The sequence below is a fragment of the Micromonospora gifhornensis genome (genome assembly GCF_016863515.1).
Classification (GTDB): domain Bacteria; phylum Actinomycetota; class Actinomycetes; order Mycobacteriales; family Micromonosporaceae; genus Micromonospora; species Micromonospora gifhornensis.
The window spans coordinates 12,493-28,600 of record NZ_BOPA01000010.1 but is presented as its reverse complement, the minus strand read 5'-3'; the positions used below and the strand labels follow the sequence as shown (position 1 = coordinate 28,600).

Annotated in this window: 13 protein-coding genes and 1 tRNA gene; 12 read left to right on the top strand and 2 right to left on the bottom strand. The window is 67.5% G+C overall.

Annotation, left to right across the window (positions count from 1 at the left end):
* The first annotated feature begins 21 nt into the window (after positions 1-21).
* Positions 22-1,173 (top strand): ArsA family ATPase, encoded by a 1,152-nt coding sequence (gene bagB, locus Vgi01_RS04695; protein WP_199180308.1) that lies wholly within the window; start codon positions 22-24, stop codon positions 1,171-1,173.
* Positions 1,174-1,192: 19 nt separating this feature from the next.
* On the opposite strand, the gene Vgi01_RS04690 is transcribed toward bagB, so the two are convergent.
* Positions 1,193-1,525, bottom strand: a complete 333-nt coding sequence (locus Vgi01_RS04690; RefSeq protein WP_013736324.1) for a WhiB family transcriptional regulator — start codon at positions 1,523-1,525, stop codon at positions 1,193-1,195.
* Between the two features lie 404 nt (positions 1,526-1,929).
* Here Vgi01_RS04690 and Vgi01_RS04685 point away from each other — a divergent pair, with 404 nt between their 5' ends.
* Positions 1,930-4,392 (top strand): penicillin-binding protein, encoded by a 2,463-nt coding sequence (locus Vgi01_RS04685; RefSeq protein WP_204290258.1) that lies wholly within the window; start codon positions 1,930-1,932, stop codon positions 4,390-4,392.
* Between the two features lie 66 nt (positions 4,393-4,458).
* On the opposite strand, the gene Vgi01_RS04680 is transcribed toward Vgi01_RS04685, so the two are convergent.
* Complete coding sequence (locus Vgi01_RS04680) at positions 4,459-4,914, bottom strand: GatB/YqeY domain-containing protein (protein WP_013736326.1); 456 nt, start codon at positions 4,912-4,914, stop codon at positions 4,459-4,461.
* 25 nt (positions 4,915-4,939) lie between these two features.
* Here Vgi01_RS04680 and Vgi01_RS04675 point away from each other — a divergent pair, with 25 nt between their 5' ends.
* The 10 genes from Vgi01_RS04675 to Vgi01_RS04630 all read left to right on the top strand — a co-directional run bounded on the left by Vgi01_RS04675 (position 4,940) and on the right by Vgi01_RS04630 (position 16,094).
* Positions 4,940-5,833, top strand: coding sequence for a metallophosphoesterase (locus Vgi01_RS04675; protein WP_043722212.1), 894 nt, complete (start codon positions 4,940-4,942; stop codon positions 5,831-5,833).
* 68 nt (positions 5,834-5,901) lie between these two features.
* A tRNA-Pro gene (locus tag Vgi01_RS04670) sits at positions 5,902-5,975 on the top strand.
* A 471-nt stretch (positions 5,976-6,446) separates the two neighbouring features.
* A complete protein-coding gene (locus Vgi01_RS04665; RefSeq protein ID WP_239088801.1) occupies positions 6,447-7,376 on the top strand; it encodes an SGNH/GDSL hydrolase family protein in 930 nt (309 codons plus the stop codon).
* A gap of 536 nt (positions 7,377-7,912) precedes the next feature.
* Positions 7,913-9,919: an iron-containing redox enzyme family protein gene (locus Vgi01_RS04660; protein ID WP_204290257.1), complete on the top strand. Its 2,007-nt coding sequence runs from the start codon at positions 7,913-7,915 to the stop codon at positions 9,917-9,919.
* Between the two features lie 38 nt (positions 9,920-9,957).
* Positions 9,958-11,793, top strand: a complete 1,836-nt coding sequence (locus tag Vgi01_RS04655) for a carbamoyltransferase family protein (RefSeq protein ID WP_204290256.1) — start codon at positions 9,958-9,960, stop codon at positions 11,791-11,793.
* 31 nt (positions 11,794-11,824) lie between these two features.
* Positions 11,825-11,965, top strand: a complete 141-nt coding sequence (locus tag Vgi01_RS04650; RefSeq protein ID WP_013736331.1) for a hypothetical protein — start codon at positions 11,825-11,827, stop codon at positions 11,963-11,965.
* A gap of 37 nt (positions 11,966-12,002) precedes the next feature.
* Positions 12,003-12,653, top strand: coding sequence for a LysE family translocator (locus Vgi01_RS04645; RefSeq protein ID WP_102659936.1), 651 nt, complete (start codon positions 12,003-12,005; stop codon positions 12,651-12,653).
* Between the two features lie 50 nt (positions 12,654-12,703).
* Positions 12,704-13,939, top strand: a complete 1,236-nt coding sequence (locus tag Vgi01_RS04640) for an ATP-grasp domain-containing protein (RefSeq protein WP_204290255.1) — start codon at positions 12,704-12,706, stop codon at positions 13,937-13,939.
* A 6-nt stretch (positions 13,940-13,945) separates the two neighbouring features.
* On the top strand, positions 13,946-15,010 hold the full coding sequence (locus Vgi01_RS04635) for a helix-turn-helix transcriptional regulator (protein ID WP_204290254.1): 1,065 nt from the start codon (positions 13,946-13,948) through the stop codon (positions 15,008-15,010).
* A gap of 49 nt (positions 15,011-15,059) precedes the next feature.
* The gene (locus Vgi01_RS04630) at positions 15,060-16,094 is read left to right on the top strand and encodes an SGNH/GDSL hydrolase family protein (RefSeq protein ID WP_204290253.1); all 1,035 of its coding nucleotides are present in this window, start codon (positions 15,060-15,062) and stop codon (positions 16,092-16,094) included.
* The last annotated feature ends 14 nt before the right edge of the window (positions 16,095-16,108 follow it).

The following is a 16,108-nucleotide window of genomic DNA, read 5'->3' as shown; positions in this document are numbered from 1 at the left end:
GGGTCGGCCCGATACGCTCAATTGGTGCCTTCCGACAACGCCGCGCCGCCGCTGGACGTCGACCAGATCCTGGCCGACCCCGGCGTACGGATCGTGGTCTGCTGCGGGGCCGGCGGAGTGGGCAAGACGACCACGGCCGCAGCGCTCGCGCTCCGTGCGGCCGAACAGCACGGCCGGCGTACGGTGGTGCTCACCATCGACCCGGCCCGGCGGCTGGCCCAGTCGCTCGGCCTGACCGAGCTGGACAACACGCCCCGGCAGGTCAAGGGGATCGACGTCGAGGCCAGCGGCGGCGAGTTGCACGCCATGATGCTGGACATGAAGCGCACCTTCGACGACGTGGTGCTCGCGCACACCGACCCGGCGAAGGCAGCGGAGATCTTCGCGAACCCCTTCTACCAGGCGATGAGTTCCACCTTCTCCGGCACTCAGGAATACATGGCCATGGAGAAGCTGGGTCAGCTGCACGCCCGGGGCGAGTGGGATCTGATCGTGGTGGACACCCCGCCGTCCCGCTCGGCACTGGACTTCCTCGACGCACCGGCCCGGCTGTCCCGGTTTCTCGACGGACGGATGCTGCGGCTGCTGCTCGCCCCGGCGCGTACCGGCGGTCGCAGCATGTTCAACCTGGTCACCGCGTCCTTCGGGATGTTCTCCCGGGTCGTGCAGAAGGTGCTCGGCACGCAACTGCTTACCGACCTGTCCGGCTTCGTCGCCGCGCTCGACTCGATGTTCGGCGGCTTCCGGCAGCGCGCGGAACAGACGTATCGCATCCTGCAGGCCCGCGAGACGGCGTTTCTGCTGGTCGCGGCCCCCGAGCCGGACGCGGTCCGGGAAGCCGCCTACTTCGCCGGGCGGCTACGCGAGGAGAAGATGCCGCTCGTCGGTCTGGTGCTCAACCGGGTGCACCGTCCGGCGGTGCCCGAGTTGGACGCTGAGACCAGCCGGGCCGCCGCTGACCGGCTGCGGTCGGTCGGTGGCCACGAGGGCACGGTCGAGGTGCTGCTCGCGCACGCCACCCTGGCCGAGCAGGCGGTCCGCGAACGGCAGGTGGCCACGCGGTTCACCGAGGAGTTCCCGCAGGTGCCGACCGTGTCGGTGACAGCGCAGCCCGCCGACGTGCACGACGTCGACGGGCTACGCACGATCGCAGCGGCGATCAGCCGCTCCTGAACGGCGGTCGGTACGGCAATCAGTCGTTGCCGACCGCGCCGGTGGTGACGAGGATCTTGTCCTTGCCACTCTTGTCCTTGGCGTTCTTCTTCATCGCCGCTTCGAACATCTTGCGCCAACTGGCGACCTGCGGATGGCGGCGCAGCAGCGCCCGGCGTTCGCGTTCGGTCATGCCGCCCCACACGCCGAACTCGATTCGATTGTCCAGCGCGTCGGCCAGGCACTCGTACCGGACTGGGCAGCTACGGCAGATCCGCTTCGCCACGTTCTGTTCGGCGCCCTGTACGAACAACGCGTCCGGGTCCCCGTTCTGACACGCCGCCAGCGACGGCCAGTCAGTGATCATGCCCATCTGTACTCGTCCCCCCTTGCAGTACTACCGACGCCGTCGCGGGCCAGCCGGCAATTCCCCCCGATCGACCGGCACGCCTCACCCCAAGGCGGCACGGACGACTCATGTGGCGCTCTCGCCGCCCCCATCATGCTCTGTAGTTGCCCGATTACGCAACGTTGTCGGCCAAATCCATCATTCCGGACAACCCCGGCTTCTCGGGCCAGGGACCGCCGCTTACCCCACCGGAGTCCGCGAAAACGCTGCGAGCCGCCCCCGCGTGGAGGAAACTCAGCACGGAATCACGCAACCGGACACCCGGTGCCACGCGTCTAGCACAACGAGACCGGCGCACGCAGGAAATGGGGAAAAGACGCCCCAGCGCCGCTCGTTACCTGTTCGCGTACCCTGTCGAGGTGACCTGGATGCGGAAACGTGACCATAACGTCCTGACCAATGCCGCATCGCTGCTCATCTGTGGGCTGCTGGCCGGCGTGGTCGTCGCCGCTGCGGCCTTTCCCGCGGTGGCGATGTCGGGTTTGGCCGCGAAGGCGGGCGCAGACACCTTCGGCGCGCTGCCGGGGGAACTGACCATGGCCCGCGCCCCACAAATCAGTTATCTGCTCGCTTCTGACGGCAAGACGCCGCTGGCCACGATGTACGACGAGAACCGACGCGACGTCAAGTTCGAGGACATCTCGCCGTACATGCGCGCAGCGATCATCGCCGCGGAGGACCACGACTTCTACAAGCACAACGGAGTCGACCTCAACGGCGTGGCCCGCGCCTTCGTCAACAACAGCTCCGCCACCAACGACCGGCAGGGCGCCTCGACGCTGACCATGCAGTTCGTCCGGATGAGCATCGCCTACACGGCGACGCACCCCGCCGACGTGCTCGCCGCGACCGAGGACACCAGCGCGCGGAAGCTGCGCGAGATGCGCTACGCCCTCCAGCTCGACAAGGAGATGTCGAAGGACGAGATCCTGGAGCGCTACCTGAACCTCGCCGCCTTCGGCAACGGCGCGTACGGCATCTTCGCCGCCAGCCAGGTCTACTTCAACAAGAAGCCCAAGGACCTGACGATCGACGAGGCCGCCATGCTGGCCGGCCTGGTCAAGGCCCCCACCTCGTTCGACCCGACCACCAAGAGCGGCTACCCGCAGGCGGTCGCCCGGCGCGACTACGTGATCGACCACATGGTCACCACCGGGGCGATCACCAAGGAGCAGGCCGAGAAGGCCAAGGCCGTCAAGCTGGTGGTGAAGGGCAAGCGCGCGCCGAACGGCTGCGTCGCCACCAACAAGAACGCCTGGGGCTTTTTCTGCGACTACTTCTACCGCTGGTGGATGTCGCAGGAGACGTTCGGCGCCACCTCGTACGACCGGGAGCGGCGGCTCAAGAGCGGCGGCTACACCATCGTCACCACGCTGGACAAGCAGGCCCAGGACGGCGCCGACAAGGCGGTCCGCGCCGCCAAGCCGGTGACCGCCAAGGAAGCTGTGATGATCGCCGTGATCGAGCCCGGCACCGGTCGGGTACGCGCCCTGTCGGTCAACCGGAACTTCAAGCTCGACAACCCGAAGAACCCGAAGAACCGCCCGCACAGCGACCCGGTCCAGCGCGCCAAGGGCAAGCTCGGCAACTACCCGAACACGGTGAACCCGTTGCTGACCGGTGGCGACGGCATCACCGGCTACCAGGCCGGCTCGGTGTTCAAGATCTTCACCATCGTGGCCGCGCTGGAGAAGGGAATCCCCCTCAGCTACACCATCAACGCGCCGCAGCAGTTCAAGTCGGAGTACATCCTCCGCCAGGGTGCCCCGGCCACCTGCCCGGGCACGCACTTCTACTGCCCGACCAACTCGAACAAACAGCCGGGCGGCGTGAAGGACATGTGGAGCGCCTTCTCGGCCTCGACCAACACCTACTTCGTGCCGCTGCAACAGCAGATCGGCGCGGCGAACGTGGTCGACGCGGCCAAGCGGCTGGGCATCCAGTTCCGGGTCACCAAGGAGAACGACTGGGCCAACGACAAGACGGCCGCCAACCAGTGGGGCGCGTTCACCCTGGGTGTCACGGACACCACGCCGCTGGAGTTGGCGAACGCGTACGCCACGCTGGCTGCGGACGGCAAGTACTGCGAGCCGACCCCGGTGCAGGAGATCCGCGACCTGAACGGCAACAAGCTGGACGTGGCCAACCCGCGCTGCGAGAAGCGGATCAGCACGGAGGTGGCCCGCGCGGCCGTCGACGCGGCGCGCTGCCCGGTCGGTGACAACTCCTCCACCAGCAAGTGCGGCGGCAGCCGTACGGCCGCCAACGGCCGCTGGGTCGTCGGCAAGCCGATCGCCGGCAAGTCCGGCACCACCGACGCGGAGAAGTCCGCCTCCCTGGTCGCGATGACCAAGCAGTACGCGGTGGCCGGCATCCTGGCCGACCCGGACTGGCCGCAGACCAACGTCAAGATGAAGCACAACGCTCCCGACGGCATCAACCCGCCGGTCTTCCAGACGCTCAAGGCCGCCATGGCGGGCAAAAAGGCGATCAACTTCGACCCACCGGGACAGAAGATCGCGTTGGGCGACCAGCGGAGCATCCCCGGGGTCCGGTGCCTCAGCATCGACCAGGCGAAGTCCCGCCTCTCCGGTGCCGGCTTCACGCCCATCGTGTCGAGCGCTCGGGTCACCTCGGACTGCCCGGCCGGCAGCGCCGCCGGCACCAGCCCGGAGGGCCGCACCATCAAGGGCGGCATCGTGACCATCACGGTCAGCGCCGGCGGCGGCGGAAGCAACGACGATGACGACGACGACAATGGTCGACCCGGCAATGGTCGACCGGGCAACGGGCCACCCACCCGGCCGGGGACAGACCGGCCTGGCGGCTGACCGCGACCTGTAACGCCGAACGGGCGGGCACTCCTCACGGAGTGCCCGCCCGTTTTCTTCGGCGGCTCAGAGACCGAGCTGGCGGCGTACCTCGGCGGCCACCCGGCCTCCCTCGGCCCGGCCGGCCACGGCCGCCTGGGCCGCCTTCATCGCCGGGCCCATCTGGGCCTTGCCGGTGAAGCCGCCCGCGGCGAGCGCCCCCGCGACCAGATCGGTCAGTTCGGCGTCGGAGAGCTGCTGCGGCAGGTAACGCTCCAGCACCTCGCCCTCAGCGGTCTCCTTGGCGGCCTGCTCGGTACGCCCCGCGTCGGAGAACGCCGTCGCGGCCTCCCGACGCTTCTTGGCCTCCTTGGTCAGCACGGCCAGCACCTCGTCGTCGCTGAGCTCGCGCTTGGCCTTGCCGGCGACCTCGGCCGTGCCGACGGCGGCCAGGGCCATCCGCAGGGTGGAGGTGGTCAATTCGTCGCGGGCCTTGAGGGCGGCGCGCATGTCGGCGGTGAGACGGTCCTTCAGCGTGCTCATGGACGCCCAAACTACCCTGATCGGCATGCGAAAGCGCACACTATTCCGGCTCGCGACCGCCACCGTCGCGACGGGCGCCGCCGCCCTGGCGTACGCCTCCCTGGTCGAGCGCAACATGTTCACGCTGCGGCGCTTCGACGTCCCGGTGCTGCCTGCCGGCACCGAGCCGCTGCGCGTCCTGCACCTGTCCGATCTGCACATGACCCCCAACCAGGTACGCAAACAGCACTGGGTGGCCTCGCTCGCCGCCCTCGATCCCGATCTGGTCGTGGTGACCGGCGACAACATGGCCCATCCGGAGGCGGTGCCGGGGGTGCTCCGGGCGCTGCAACCGCTGCTCGACTACCCCGGTGCCTTCGTCTTCGGCTCCAACGACTACACCGGGCCGGTCTGGAAGAACCCGTTCAGCTACTTCCTGCCGGACCGGGAGTACACCGAGGGGGTCGAGCTGCCCTCCGAGGAGCTGCGAGACGTCCTCATCGGGGCCGGTTGGGCCGATCTGAACAACCGGCGGAGCACCGTCAAGGCCGGTGGTCGGGCGATCGACATGGCCGGCGTCGACGACCCGCACGTCGAGCGGGACGACTACACAGCGGTGGCCGGCCCGGTCTCCGCCTCGGCGGATCTCTCCATCGCACTCACCCACTCCCCCGAGCCGGCGCTGCTCGACGAGATGGCCGCCGACGGCTTCGCGTTGCTGCTCGCCGGTCACACGCACGGCGGCCAGGTCTGCGTACCGGGCGTGGGGGCGCTGGTGACCAACTGCGGGCTGCCCCGGTCGATGGCGAAGGGCCTGCACCGTTGGCCCGGTTCGGACGCCTGGTTGCACGTCTCCGCCGGTCTCGGCACCCACCCGACCGCGCCGGTCCGGTTCGCCTGCCGCCCCGAGGCCAGCCTGCTCACCCTGATCCCCCGCTGACCGTCCCGCCCACGGGGGTACCGAGTTTGACCCTCGGGACGAGTGGGCTACTATTTGTCGGCACGCCTCGGGGTGTGGCGCAGCTTGGTAGCGCGCTTCGTTCGGGACGAAGAGGTCGTCGGTTCGAATCCGGCCACCCCGACAGATGCGAGGCCCTGATCAGCAACACGCTGGTCAGGGCCTCGTGTTCTATCTACGGCTCGGGACGCAGGACCTGCCCTCCTGAGTGCGAGACGGCGCACCAGAGTCCGATCACACTCCCGCAGGTCGCCCGTTTCCTGGCGACACCGCCGCCCGCTCAACCAGGGCAGTTCCTTGCTAAAGCAAATTGCTACCGCAAACGTACTGAGACACGCGCAATATTTGCTTGTTCAGGAATCCTCCACTCAACTCAGGATAAACCAGACAGGTGTCAGTTCTTTGACACACACCACTGTCTCCTCACCACTCATCGTGTTACCGTACTGACCGAAACAGCGATCGTACGGGTTGTGAGCCCTGGCTGGGAATTTCAATGGGGGGAACAGTGCGTTGTCCTAGCTCGGCGCGGTCCGAGTTGACGCCGCAGATGCTCGTATACGATGATTTCGACCATCGCAGCCAGGCTCGCTGGATGTCCTATGTGATGTATTTCCACCGGGTCAACTACCGATCTCCCGTAATCAACACCGATCGTTTGGGCTTTCGCATTTCGCATGGCGCCGACAGTCAGACCTCGGCGGGTGGTGAGCCGACAAACGGCCCGGTCCGATTACTGGCGGGCAGTTCGATGGCAATGGGCATCGGAGCGACCTGTGATCAGGCGACGCTCGCCTCGCGACTGTGGACCACCCATGCGCCGTCGCGACCGTGGTTGAACTTTGCCGGGCGCAGTCATTCCTCCGCTCAGGAACTGCTGCTCTTCCTCTTCTATCGGCACCTGTTGCCACCGGTGGAGGAAATCGTCATCCTCTCCGGGCTGAACAACCTGGCCCTGGCGCGGCTTCCCGCCAGCCAACGCGGTGATGACGGCGCCTTCTTCAACTGTGGCGACTACTTCGGCCAGATGGACAAGCTCAAGTCCCAGTTCCGGACGCACCACTTCGGGTCAGGCGGTCAGCAGACCGGCGGCGACGAACCCGTCCGCCCGCTCCAGGTGCGGATCGAGGACGCCGCAGCGCTGACGATCCGGCACCTGGAGTCCTGGAAGCAGCTCTGTGCCGGCACCGACACGAGGATCACCTTCGTGCTGCAACCCCTGGCCACCTGGGTACGCGAGACGGCCGCACCCCAGGAGAGACGACTCTTCGACGAACTGGACAAGATCTCGAACTTCTGGGAGTTGTTCGGTGACATCGCCACCAGGGAGACGGCCCGCAGGTACGCGGAACTGCTGCAGTTGGGTTGCGAGAAAATCGATGTCAACTTCCTGGACATCAATCCGCTCCTCGCGAACAGCGCCGCGGACGACAGCTGGCTCTATGTCAATCGAGCGCACATGACCGATTACGGACTCGACCTGGTGGCGCAGTTACTGGCCAGCGAGCTGGATCTGTCGCGCTAGATCATCGGTTCACCATCACAAGTGAGGACAGGAACATGAACCTGCTGCGCAGGATCTTCGGGAAGATCTTCGGTCGCAAGAAGAAGCCGAAGAACGACGCCTCGATCTACCCGATGTTCTAGCCGGCTCCGCAACAGCGGCGCCACCACCTTTTCGCACCAGTGCTGGAGAGCGGGCTGCGTCGCGCTTTCCGTGCCTGACCGAATCGGTTCAGCCGTGGTCGAACGCCGGTAGGGCCGAAGCGTCACAGGACGAACCTTTCTGCAGTGAACGGACGATACCTCCGCTCCGAGCTCCTCGCGACGACGCAAGGTGAAAACGCCCGGTTACGGGCGTGTGTGCGGACTAGTCGAGGGATGACAGTGTCAACGAATGCGGTCCACGAGTCGGGCCAGAATGCCGCCCGACAGCTTGGTCAACAGGATCACTCTCGCCGGCTCTATGTCATCGCGGTTGATCCCGAGACCTCATTTCCCGGAACTCCATTTATCGAACGGATCCGGGCGGAGATCGGTGACATCGCCGGTCGTGAGCCCATGCCGGCCACGCTCGATGAACTGCGGGCCGAAGTGGTGCGGTGGTGTGCCGCCGAGGCCGATCGCTTCGAGGGGCTGGTCAGCGCGTCTGCGGATCCACTGACCACGGATTCCCTCGTACGCCGCGCCGCGCTCGCGGCGGCACCACTCGCGCTGCGGTCGGGTGCCTGGCTTCAGTGGCAGAGCGCGCCGGGCAATGCCGACGACGCGACCGTACTGCGGATTCTGACCCTTTATGCCTCGGATGTCGGTGTCGGTCGGCCGCAGGATTCCCGAGGCAGCGTCTACCTGTCCCTGCTGCGTCAACTGCACCTCTCCGAGCACGCCGCTCCGGTGGCCCGGCTGGTGCACGACCCTCGGGTGGCGGACCACCACTTCCATCTGCCCGCGACTCTGCTGGCGATGAGCAGGCGACCGGAGGACTTCCGACCCGAACTCGTCGGCGCGGACCTGTGTCTGCGTACGGTCGGATTGCTGCCGGCGTTGAGACTTGTGCGCCAGGTGCATCCGCAGCTCGTGGACTGGACCGCGATCGACCCGTCCGCCGCCCGCGCCGGCGACGAGCTCTCGGGGCTCCAGCTCTGCCTGGCGATCGTCGAGAACGGATTCGACGACGGTGAGCTGGCTCGGGTGCGTACCGGTTTCCAGTGGGCGTTCACGGTGCTGAAGCGGTGGAGCGCAAGCCTGTTCGCCGAGCTCGACGAGGCCCGTGACCCGGCGTACGAGATGGCCGAGTTGTTGCGCCACCGGGCCCGCGAGGGCGCGGTGTACCACCAGGTCTTCGCCATCGCCGGTCGGTCGCTCTCCGACTGGCTCCAGGACGCCCGGACCGACCCCAGCGAGCTGCTGGCCGAGCTGGCGAAGAGCCGCCTGGTCAAGCCGGGGCGGTCCGCGGACAGTCCGCTGGTCAACGGCCTCGTCAGTGAGCGTGGCCCGATGTTCCGGGTCTTCTCTCCGGCCGACCTGCTCGTCATCCGCCGATGGATCGACTCGCTGCCCACCCGGCAGCCCGAGCCCGAGCCGCCGAAGAGGGCCCCTGAGGCAGATGCTGTGTCGGCGAAGCTGCTGGCGACCGTCATGGCCGGCCCGGTCGACGACGGCCGGGAACCGGGTGACATCCGGGAGGCGTACCACCTGCTGCAGCAGCGGACGGACACCCCGGCGATCCGCCGGTTCGCCCTGGACTACGTGCGGGGCTGGCTGGCTCGGTCCCGGCACAGGATGGCGTCGGATCCGCAGCGCCTACCCGATGTCTGGGGACGCGAAGGTCTGCGCCCCTGGCTGGTCGAGCAACATGACCGGCAGGGACGTGACTTCGAGGCGTCGGCCACCACCCCGATGCCGACCCGGGAAGAGCTGATCGACTCCACCGTGCAGCTGGCACCGTTGACGCTTATCGACGGTGCCTGGCTGCAGGGGTTCACCGACTACGAACACGCCGCCTCCGAGCAGGGCTACTTCCTGTTCGAGACCTACTGGGACGAGCTCGGCAACGGGGTGCCGCGGCTGAACCATCCGCTCATCTACCGGCAGGTGCTCGCCGAGATGGACATCAAGGTGCCGCCGACCGCATCGCGCGAATTCGCCATGTGGGAAGGGTTCCGGGACGAGTCCTTCGAACTGCCGGTGTACTGGCTGAGCATCGGGCGTTTTCCGCGGACGTTCATGCCGGAGATCCTCGGGCTGAACCTGGCCATGGAGCTGTCCGGGGTGGGTGGCACCTACCGGCGGGCGCGCCAGGCGCTGAAGAAGTACGGCTTCTCCACGAAGTTCGTCGACATCCACAACACCATCGACAACGTCGCCACCGGACACTCCGCCTGGGCCGCCGACGCGGTCGACACCTACCTCGCCTCGCTGCCCGTGTCCCATGGCGCCGGAGCGGTCGCCGAGGTCTGGGAGCGGGTACGCACCGGATTCCGATCGCTCAACCCACCGTCCGGCCTGCTGGCCAGGCGGGCGTTTCGTCGCGCCCGCAGGGCCAGCAGATCGCTCGCCACCATCTGATCGACCGACGCACCACACCCACACTGAGGAGATCGATCGTGGGAAAGCTGGTTCTGGGCTTGTCCGCTTACTACCACGACAGCGCGGCCGTGCTGGTGCGGGACGGAAAGCCCATCGCCGCCGCCCAGGAGGAGCGCTTCACCCGTAAGCGCCACGACCCGGCCTTTCCGGCGGAGGCGGTGAAGTACTGCCTGGCTGAAGGCGGTGTCGGGCTCGACGATGTGGATGCGGTCGCCTACTACGAGGATCCGAAGCTGAAGTTCGGCCGGGTGCTGACGAGCTTCGCCGCCTCGTCGCCCTTCTCCCTGGAGGCCTTCACCCGGGTCCTACCGGAATGGACGTCCTGGAAGCGCGACACGGTCGGGCGGGTGCGCCGGTCGCTTGCCGACCTGGGACTGGGCGCGGTCCCGGAGATCAACGTCCGGCGGCATCACGAATCCCACGCGGCCTCCGCGTTCCTGCCGAGCCCGTACGAGTCGGCAGCGGTGTTGTGCATCGACGGCGTCGGTGAGTGGGCCACCACCACGCTCTGGCACGGCCAGGGCAGTCGGATCCGCCACCTGGCGGAGATCAGGTACCCGCATTCACTGGGCATGCTCTACTCGGCGTTCACCTACTTCTGCGGATTCAAGGTCGACTCCGGCGAGTACAAGCTCATGGGCCTGGCCCCGTACGGCGTGCCGCGCTACGCGGACGTGATCCGGCAGCATCTGATCGACGTCAAGGACGACGGCTCGTTCCGGCTCAACATGAGCAACTTCGAGTTCCTGCGCGGTCAGGTCATGACCGGTCGCGGGTTCGAGCAGTTGTTCGGTGGGCCGCGCCGCGAGCCGGAGAGCCCGCTGACCGAGCGGGAGTTCGATCTGGCCGCGTCGGTGCAGCTTGTCACCGAGGAAGTGGTGCTCAAGCTGGCCCGGACCGCCCGCGAGATGACCGGTGAGGCCAACCTCTGCCTGGCCGGTGGCGTGGCGCTGAACTGCGTGGCCAATGGCAAGGTCATCCAGGAGACGATCTTCGATTCGGTGTGGGTGCAGCCCGCCGCCGGTGACGCCGGTGGGGCCCTGGGTGCCGCGCTGATGGTGGCCACGGAACTCGGTGCGCCGCGCGCACATCTCGCCGAGGGCGGCGACGGGATGTCCTCCTCGCTGCTCGGTCCCGGGTTCAGCGACGAGGAGATCGCGCGTTTCCTGGACGACCTGGGTGTGCCGTACACCCGGTTGGACGAGGAGTCCATCGCCAAGCACGTGGCGGAGGAGCTGGCCACCGGCAAGATCGTCGGCTGGTTCCAGGGTCGGATGGAGTTCGGTCCGCGTGCGCTCGGGGCGAGGTCGATCATCGGTGACCCCCGCGATGTCGACATGCAGTCGACGATGAACCTGAAGATCAAGTTCCGGGAGTCGTTCCGGCCGTTCGCCCCGTCAGTGCTGGCCGAGGAGGTCGAGGAGTACTTCGACCTGCACCAGGAGAGCCCGTACATGCTGGTCGTGGCGCCGGTCGCGAAGCAGCGGCGACTGGACGCCGAGGAGTCGGCGCAGGCCACCGGGCTGGACCGGCTGAAGGTCCACCGTTCGACCATCCCGGCGGTCACCCACGTCGACCATTCGGCGCGGGTGCAGACCGTGACCGCGTCGTCGAACCCGACCTATCACCGCCTGCTTACCGCGTTCAAGCAGGTGACGGGCTGCCCGGTCCTGGTGAACACCTCGTTCAACGTCCGTGGCGAGCCGATCGTGGCCACGCCGTACGACGCGTACCAGTGCTTCATGCGCACCAACATCGACCTGCTTGCGCTTGGCAACTTCCTGCTGAACAAGGCCGACCAACCCGCGTGGCGAGAGCAGGGCGACTGGCGCAAGGAGATCGCCCTGGACTGATCGACCACCACTTCGCCCACAAGGATTGATCATGAAAATCTTATGGTCGTTGATCTACTTTCTGGTATTCGTGCCGGTCGGCATCTTCTTTCGGCTCTTCCGCGATCCGCTCCGTCGGAAGTGGCAGCCGGAACTGAGCACGTACTGGATTTTCGACGAGAGACCGCGTTGACACCGGCCACCGGTCGGCAGAACCAGGAGAGCAGCACGTGATCGGTATCGACGCAGGGTTGGGCATCGCCGCGGTGGCGCTGGCGATGGTGCTCACCCCCGGCCCAAACATGATCTACCTGGTCTCCCGGTCGATCACCCAGGGTCGGGCCGCCGGCCTGATCTCCCTGCTCGGCGTGGCGGTCGGGTTCTTCGTCTACCTGCTCGCCGCGGTGACCGGCGTTTCCGCGGTGTTCGCGCTGGTACCGACCATGTACACGGCAATCAAGATCGCCGGCGCGTGCTATCTGCTGTGGCTCGCCTGGAACGCCATCAAACCCGGCGGCCAGTCGGCGTTCTCGCCGAAGGATCTGCCCATCGACCGGCCCCGGAAGCTGTTCTCGATGGGCCTGATGACCAACCTGCTGAATCCCAAGATCGCCGTTCTGTACGTGTCGTTGCTCCCGCAGTTCGTCGACCCGGCCAAGGGCGACATCGCGATGCAGAGCCTCTCCCTGGGACTGATCCAGATCACGGTGGCGCTCACCGTCAACTGTCTGATCGTGCTCACCGCAGGCTCGGTCTCCTCCTTCCTCGCCCGGAAGCCGACCTGGTTGCGGGCACAGCGCTACGCCATGGGGACGGTGCTCATCGGTCTCGCGGTGAGCATGGCCTTCGACCGAACGGAAGCAGCAGCACCCCGACAGTGATTCACCCGTTCGAATCGGGACATCGACGCAGACGCGAGGAGGCCGTCCTGATGAAGCCGCACATTCTGATCATCCACCGCTGGCGTGACCACCACGCCGGGTACGCGGACTACCTCGACCACGACCTCCACCACGTCACCTACATATGCACCGAACTGGCCACCGCCTCGGTTCCTGCCGCAGCGTCCGCCGTGTCGATCGTCGCGGCCACCGATCGCCTGGACCTGGTGAGCGCCGCTGCCAACGGATTGATCGAGCGATTCGGCCGGCCCGAACGGATCATCGCTCTGAACGAGGGCGATCTCGACACGGCGGCCGAGCTACGCGCCCAGCTGGCGGTGGCCGGCGATCATCCCGATCAGCTCGCTCCGTTCCGTGACAAGCTGGTGATGGCGCAGACCGTGGTGGCGGGCGGCGTCGCCATCCCGGAGTTCGCCGACGCACCCGACATCGAGGCCGTCGTGCGCTTCGCGGACCTGCACGGCTGGCCGGTGATCGTCAAACCACGACGGGGCACGGCGAGCCGGGACGTGCTGCGCCTGAACTCGGTCGACGATCTGGTCCAACTCGACCGGCTCGCGCCCGAACCACGGATGGTGCAGACCTTCTGCCCGGATCAGGTCTTCCACATCGACGGCCTCTGGACCGGCTCCGAACTGGGTCCCTGGCGGGCTTCGCGCTACGTGAACACCTGCATGGAGTTCGCCGCCGGGGACGTGCTCGGCTCGGTGGAGGTGGACGACCCCGAGCTGCTCGGCCCGCTTGGCGAGTTCCTCGCCAGGGCCTGCGCCGCCTTCGGCGACGAGCCGTGGGTGTTCCACATGGAAGCGTTCGTCGGCCACCGGGCCGACGGCAGCATCCGGATCAACTTCCTGGAAGCCGGTTCCCGGGTCGGTGGCGCGGAGATCCCGTTCGTCTGGCGCGAGGTGCACGGCGTGGACCTGGTGGAGGCCGCGGTGCACATCCAACTCGGCCGCCGCCCGATCGTACGGTCGATCGCCGGTCAGCGGGTCGGCGGTTGGCTTCTGGTGCCGACCCCGGTGCCCGCGCCGTGCCGGATCACCGTGGCGGAACTCGACCTGCCACCGGCCGAGTGGCCCTACGCCCGGGTGATCCCGGACGTGGGCACCGTGATTCCCAAGGCCGGCGGCTACGAGCACGTCGGGGCCCGGTTCCGGTTCTCCGGGGCGGCGACCGACGACGTAGAGAAGGCCATCCGCCGTACGGCCGGCCAGCTCTGGTTGGAATGCGTGCCCAGCCAGTCGGACCTACCGGTCGCGGGCTGACCCGTGATGACTGCCTCGTTGTCCTTTCTCAGCCATCCGCGCGGCCCGTTGAGCAGCGTCGAGTCCAGGGTGTACGAGTTCGCGGTGCTGGGAAACCGGATCGACGCCGACTGCCCGCCGCCGGAGGTCGGCATCAGCAGGAGCGACTGGGCCCACGCCTGCGAGAGCCTGCTGCGACGCCGGTTGCTCTCCCGTGCCGACGACGGTGACCTGACCGCGGTGCACCCCGAGATCGCGTTGAGCATTCTCAACGCGCCGCTCAGCGACGAGATCCGGCAGCGCGAGGAGGCGATGGCCACCAACGGCCGGGTGATCCAGTCGATAAGCAGGCGGCTGGCTCAGCTGGCCGAGAACGGCAGGCAGCGCGACGGCGTCCGGGTGGTCCGTGGCGAGCAGGCTCTCCGCGACGAGATCGACGCGGCGATCCTGCGCTGCACCACGGAGATCCACTCACTGCGTCCGGGCGGCAGGCGTTCGCAGGATCACTTCAGCGCCTCCGCGACGTCGGCGAGTTCGATCTTCGAACGTGGGTTGCGGTGCCAGTTCCTCTACCACCACACGGCCCGCTCCAACCTGGGCCTGGTCGCCCGGGCCAAGGCGGTCGCGGAGCACGGCGGTGGCATCCGTACCACCGCGGCGAGCTTTGAGCGCCTGGTCATCTTCGATCGCAAGCTGGCGTTCATCCCGGTCGACGGGCCGGGAGCGGCGGATCGGGGTGCCGCGGTCATCTCCGACGAGCTGGTGGTGGAGTACCTGTACCGCACGTTCGTGCACCTCTGGGCCAACGCGGTCCCGCTCGAACTGCCCGAGGACCAGATGGACGAGGTCTCCCTGGACACCAGGATGGCGATCCTCCGGCTGATGTCCGCCGGGCTGAAGGACGAGGCGATCGCCAATCGGCTGGGCATGGCCCTGCGTACCTGCCGACGGCACATCTCCTCGATCCTGAAGGGCCTCAATGTGTCCAGCCGGTTCCAGGCCGGCATCAAGATCGCCCAGCTCGGCATCCTCACCGACGAGGTGATCGATTCCGAGCAGTCCGGCCGGACCGACATCAGCCCGCTGTGGTGACCCGTGCAGGTCGCCCTTCCCCCGTACCGACAAGGAGAGCCGAGCAGAGATGAAGCTCCAGCGTGAGATCCTGACGCCCCAGATGCTGCAGTACGACAGCTTCTCGTCGCGCGGCGAGACCGAGTACGTGCCGTACCTGATGTATTTCAACCGGCCGAACTACCGGTCGGACGCGATCAACACCGACCGGCTGGGTTTCCGCATCTCGCACGGCGCCACGGAGCAGGCGTCGGTCGGCAGCAGCATGCCCGAGGGTCCGGTCCGTCTGCTTGTCGGCGGCTCCGTCCCGCTCGGCTACGGCTCCACGAGCGACGCGGCCACCATGGCCTCGCGACTGTGGACCCAGCACGCCCCGTCGCGACCGTGGCTCACGTACGCCGGGCACTGCTACAACTCCACCCAGGAGCTGCTGTTGTTCCTGCTCTACCGGCATCTGCTGCCGCCGGTCGAGGAGATCGTCATCTTCAGCGGCTTCAACACCCTGGTGATGTCCCGACTCGTCGAGATGCACCGCGCGGACCAGGGCCCGTTCTACTTCTGCGGCGAGTTCTTCGAGCAGATGGAGGAGGTCAAGTCCCGGCACCGCAAGTCGTCCCGTGGCTTCGGTCGCCGTAACAAGCCGGCGGTGCCGGCCTGGCCCTCGCCCGACGAGGTGCGGCCGGAGCTCGACGACGCGATCGCCAGCGCGGTCGACCTGGTCGGCCGGCACCTGGACAGCTGGCAGGTGCTCGCCGCGGCCACCGGCGCCCGGGTCACCTTCGTGCTGCAGCCGCTGGCCACCTGGCTGCGCGAGGAGACCGCACCCCAGGAAAAGCTGATCTTCGACGAGCTGGACCGGATCTCCAAGCTGGGCACCTGGGAGGCGCTGTACGGCGACGTCGCCTCGGTGGAGGCCGGGCAGCGGTACGCCGACGCGCTCGCACCGGCCTGTGAGAAGCGGGGCGTACGGTTCGTCAACCTCAACCCGGTGCTGCGCGCGGCCGTGACCGACCAGACCTGGCTGTACGTCGACCGGGCCCACCTGACCGACGAGGGCAACGACATCGTCGCCGCGCTGCTCGCCGAGCAACTCGGCCTGTCCTGAGACCCGGCCGATGA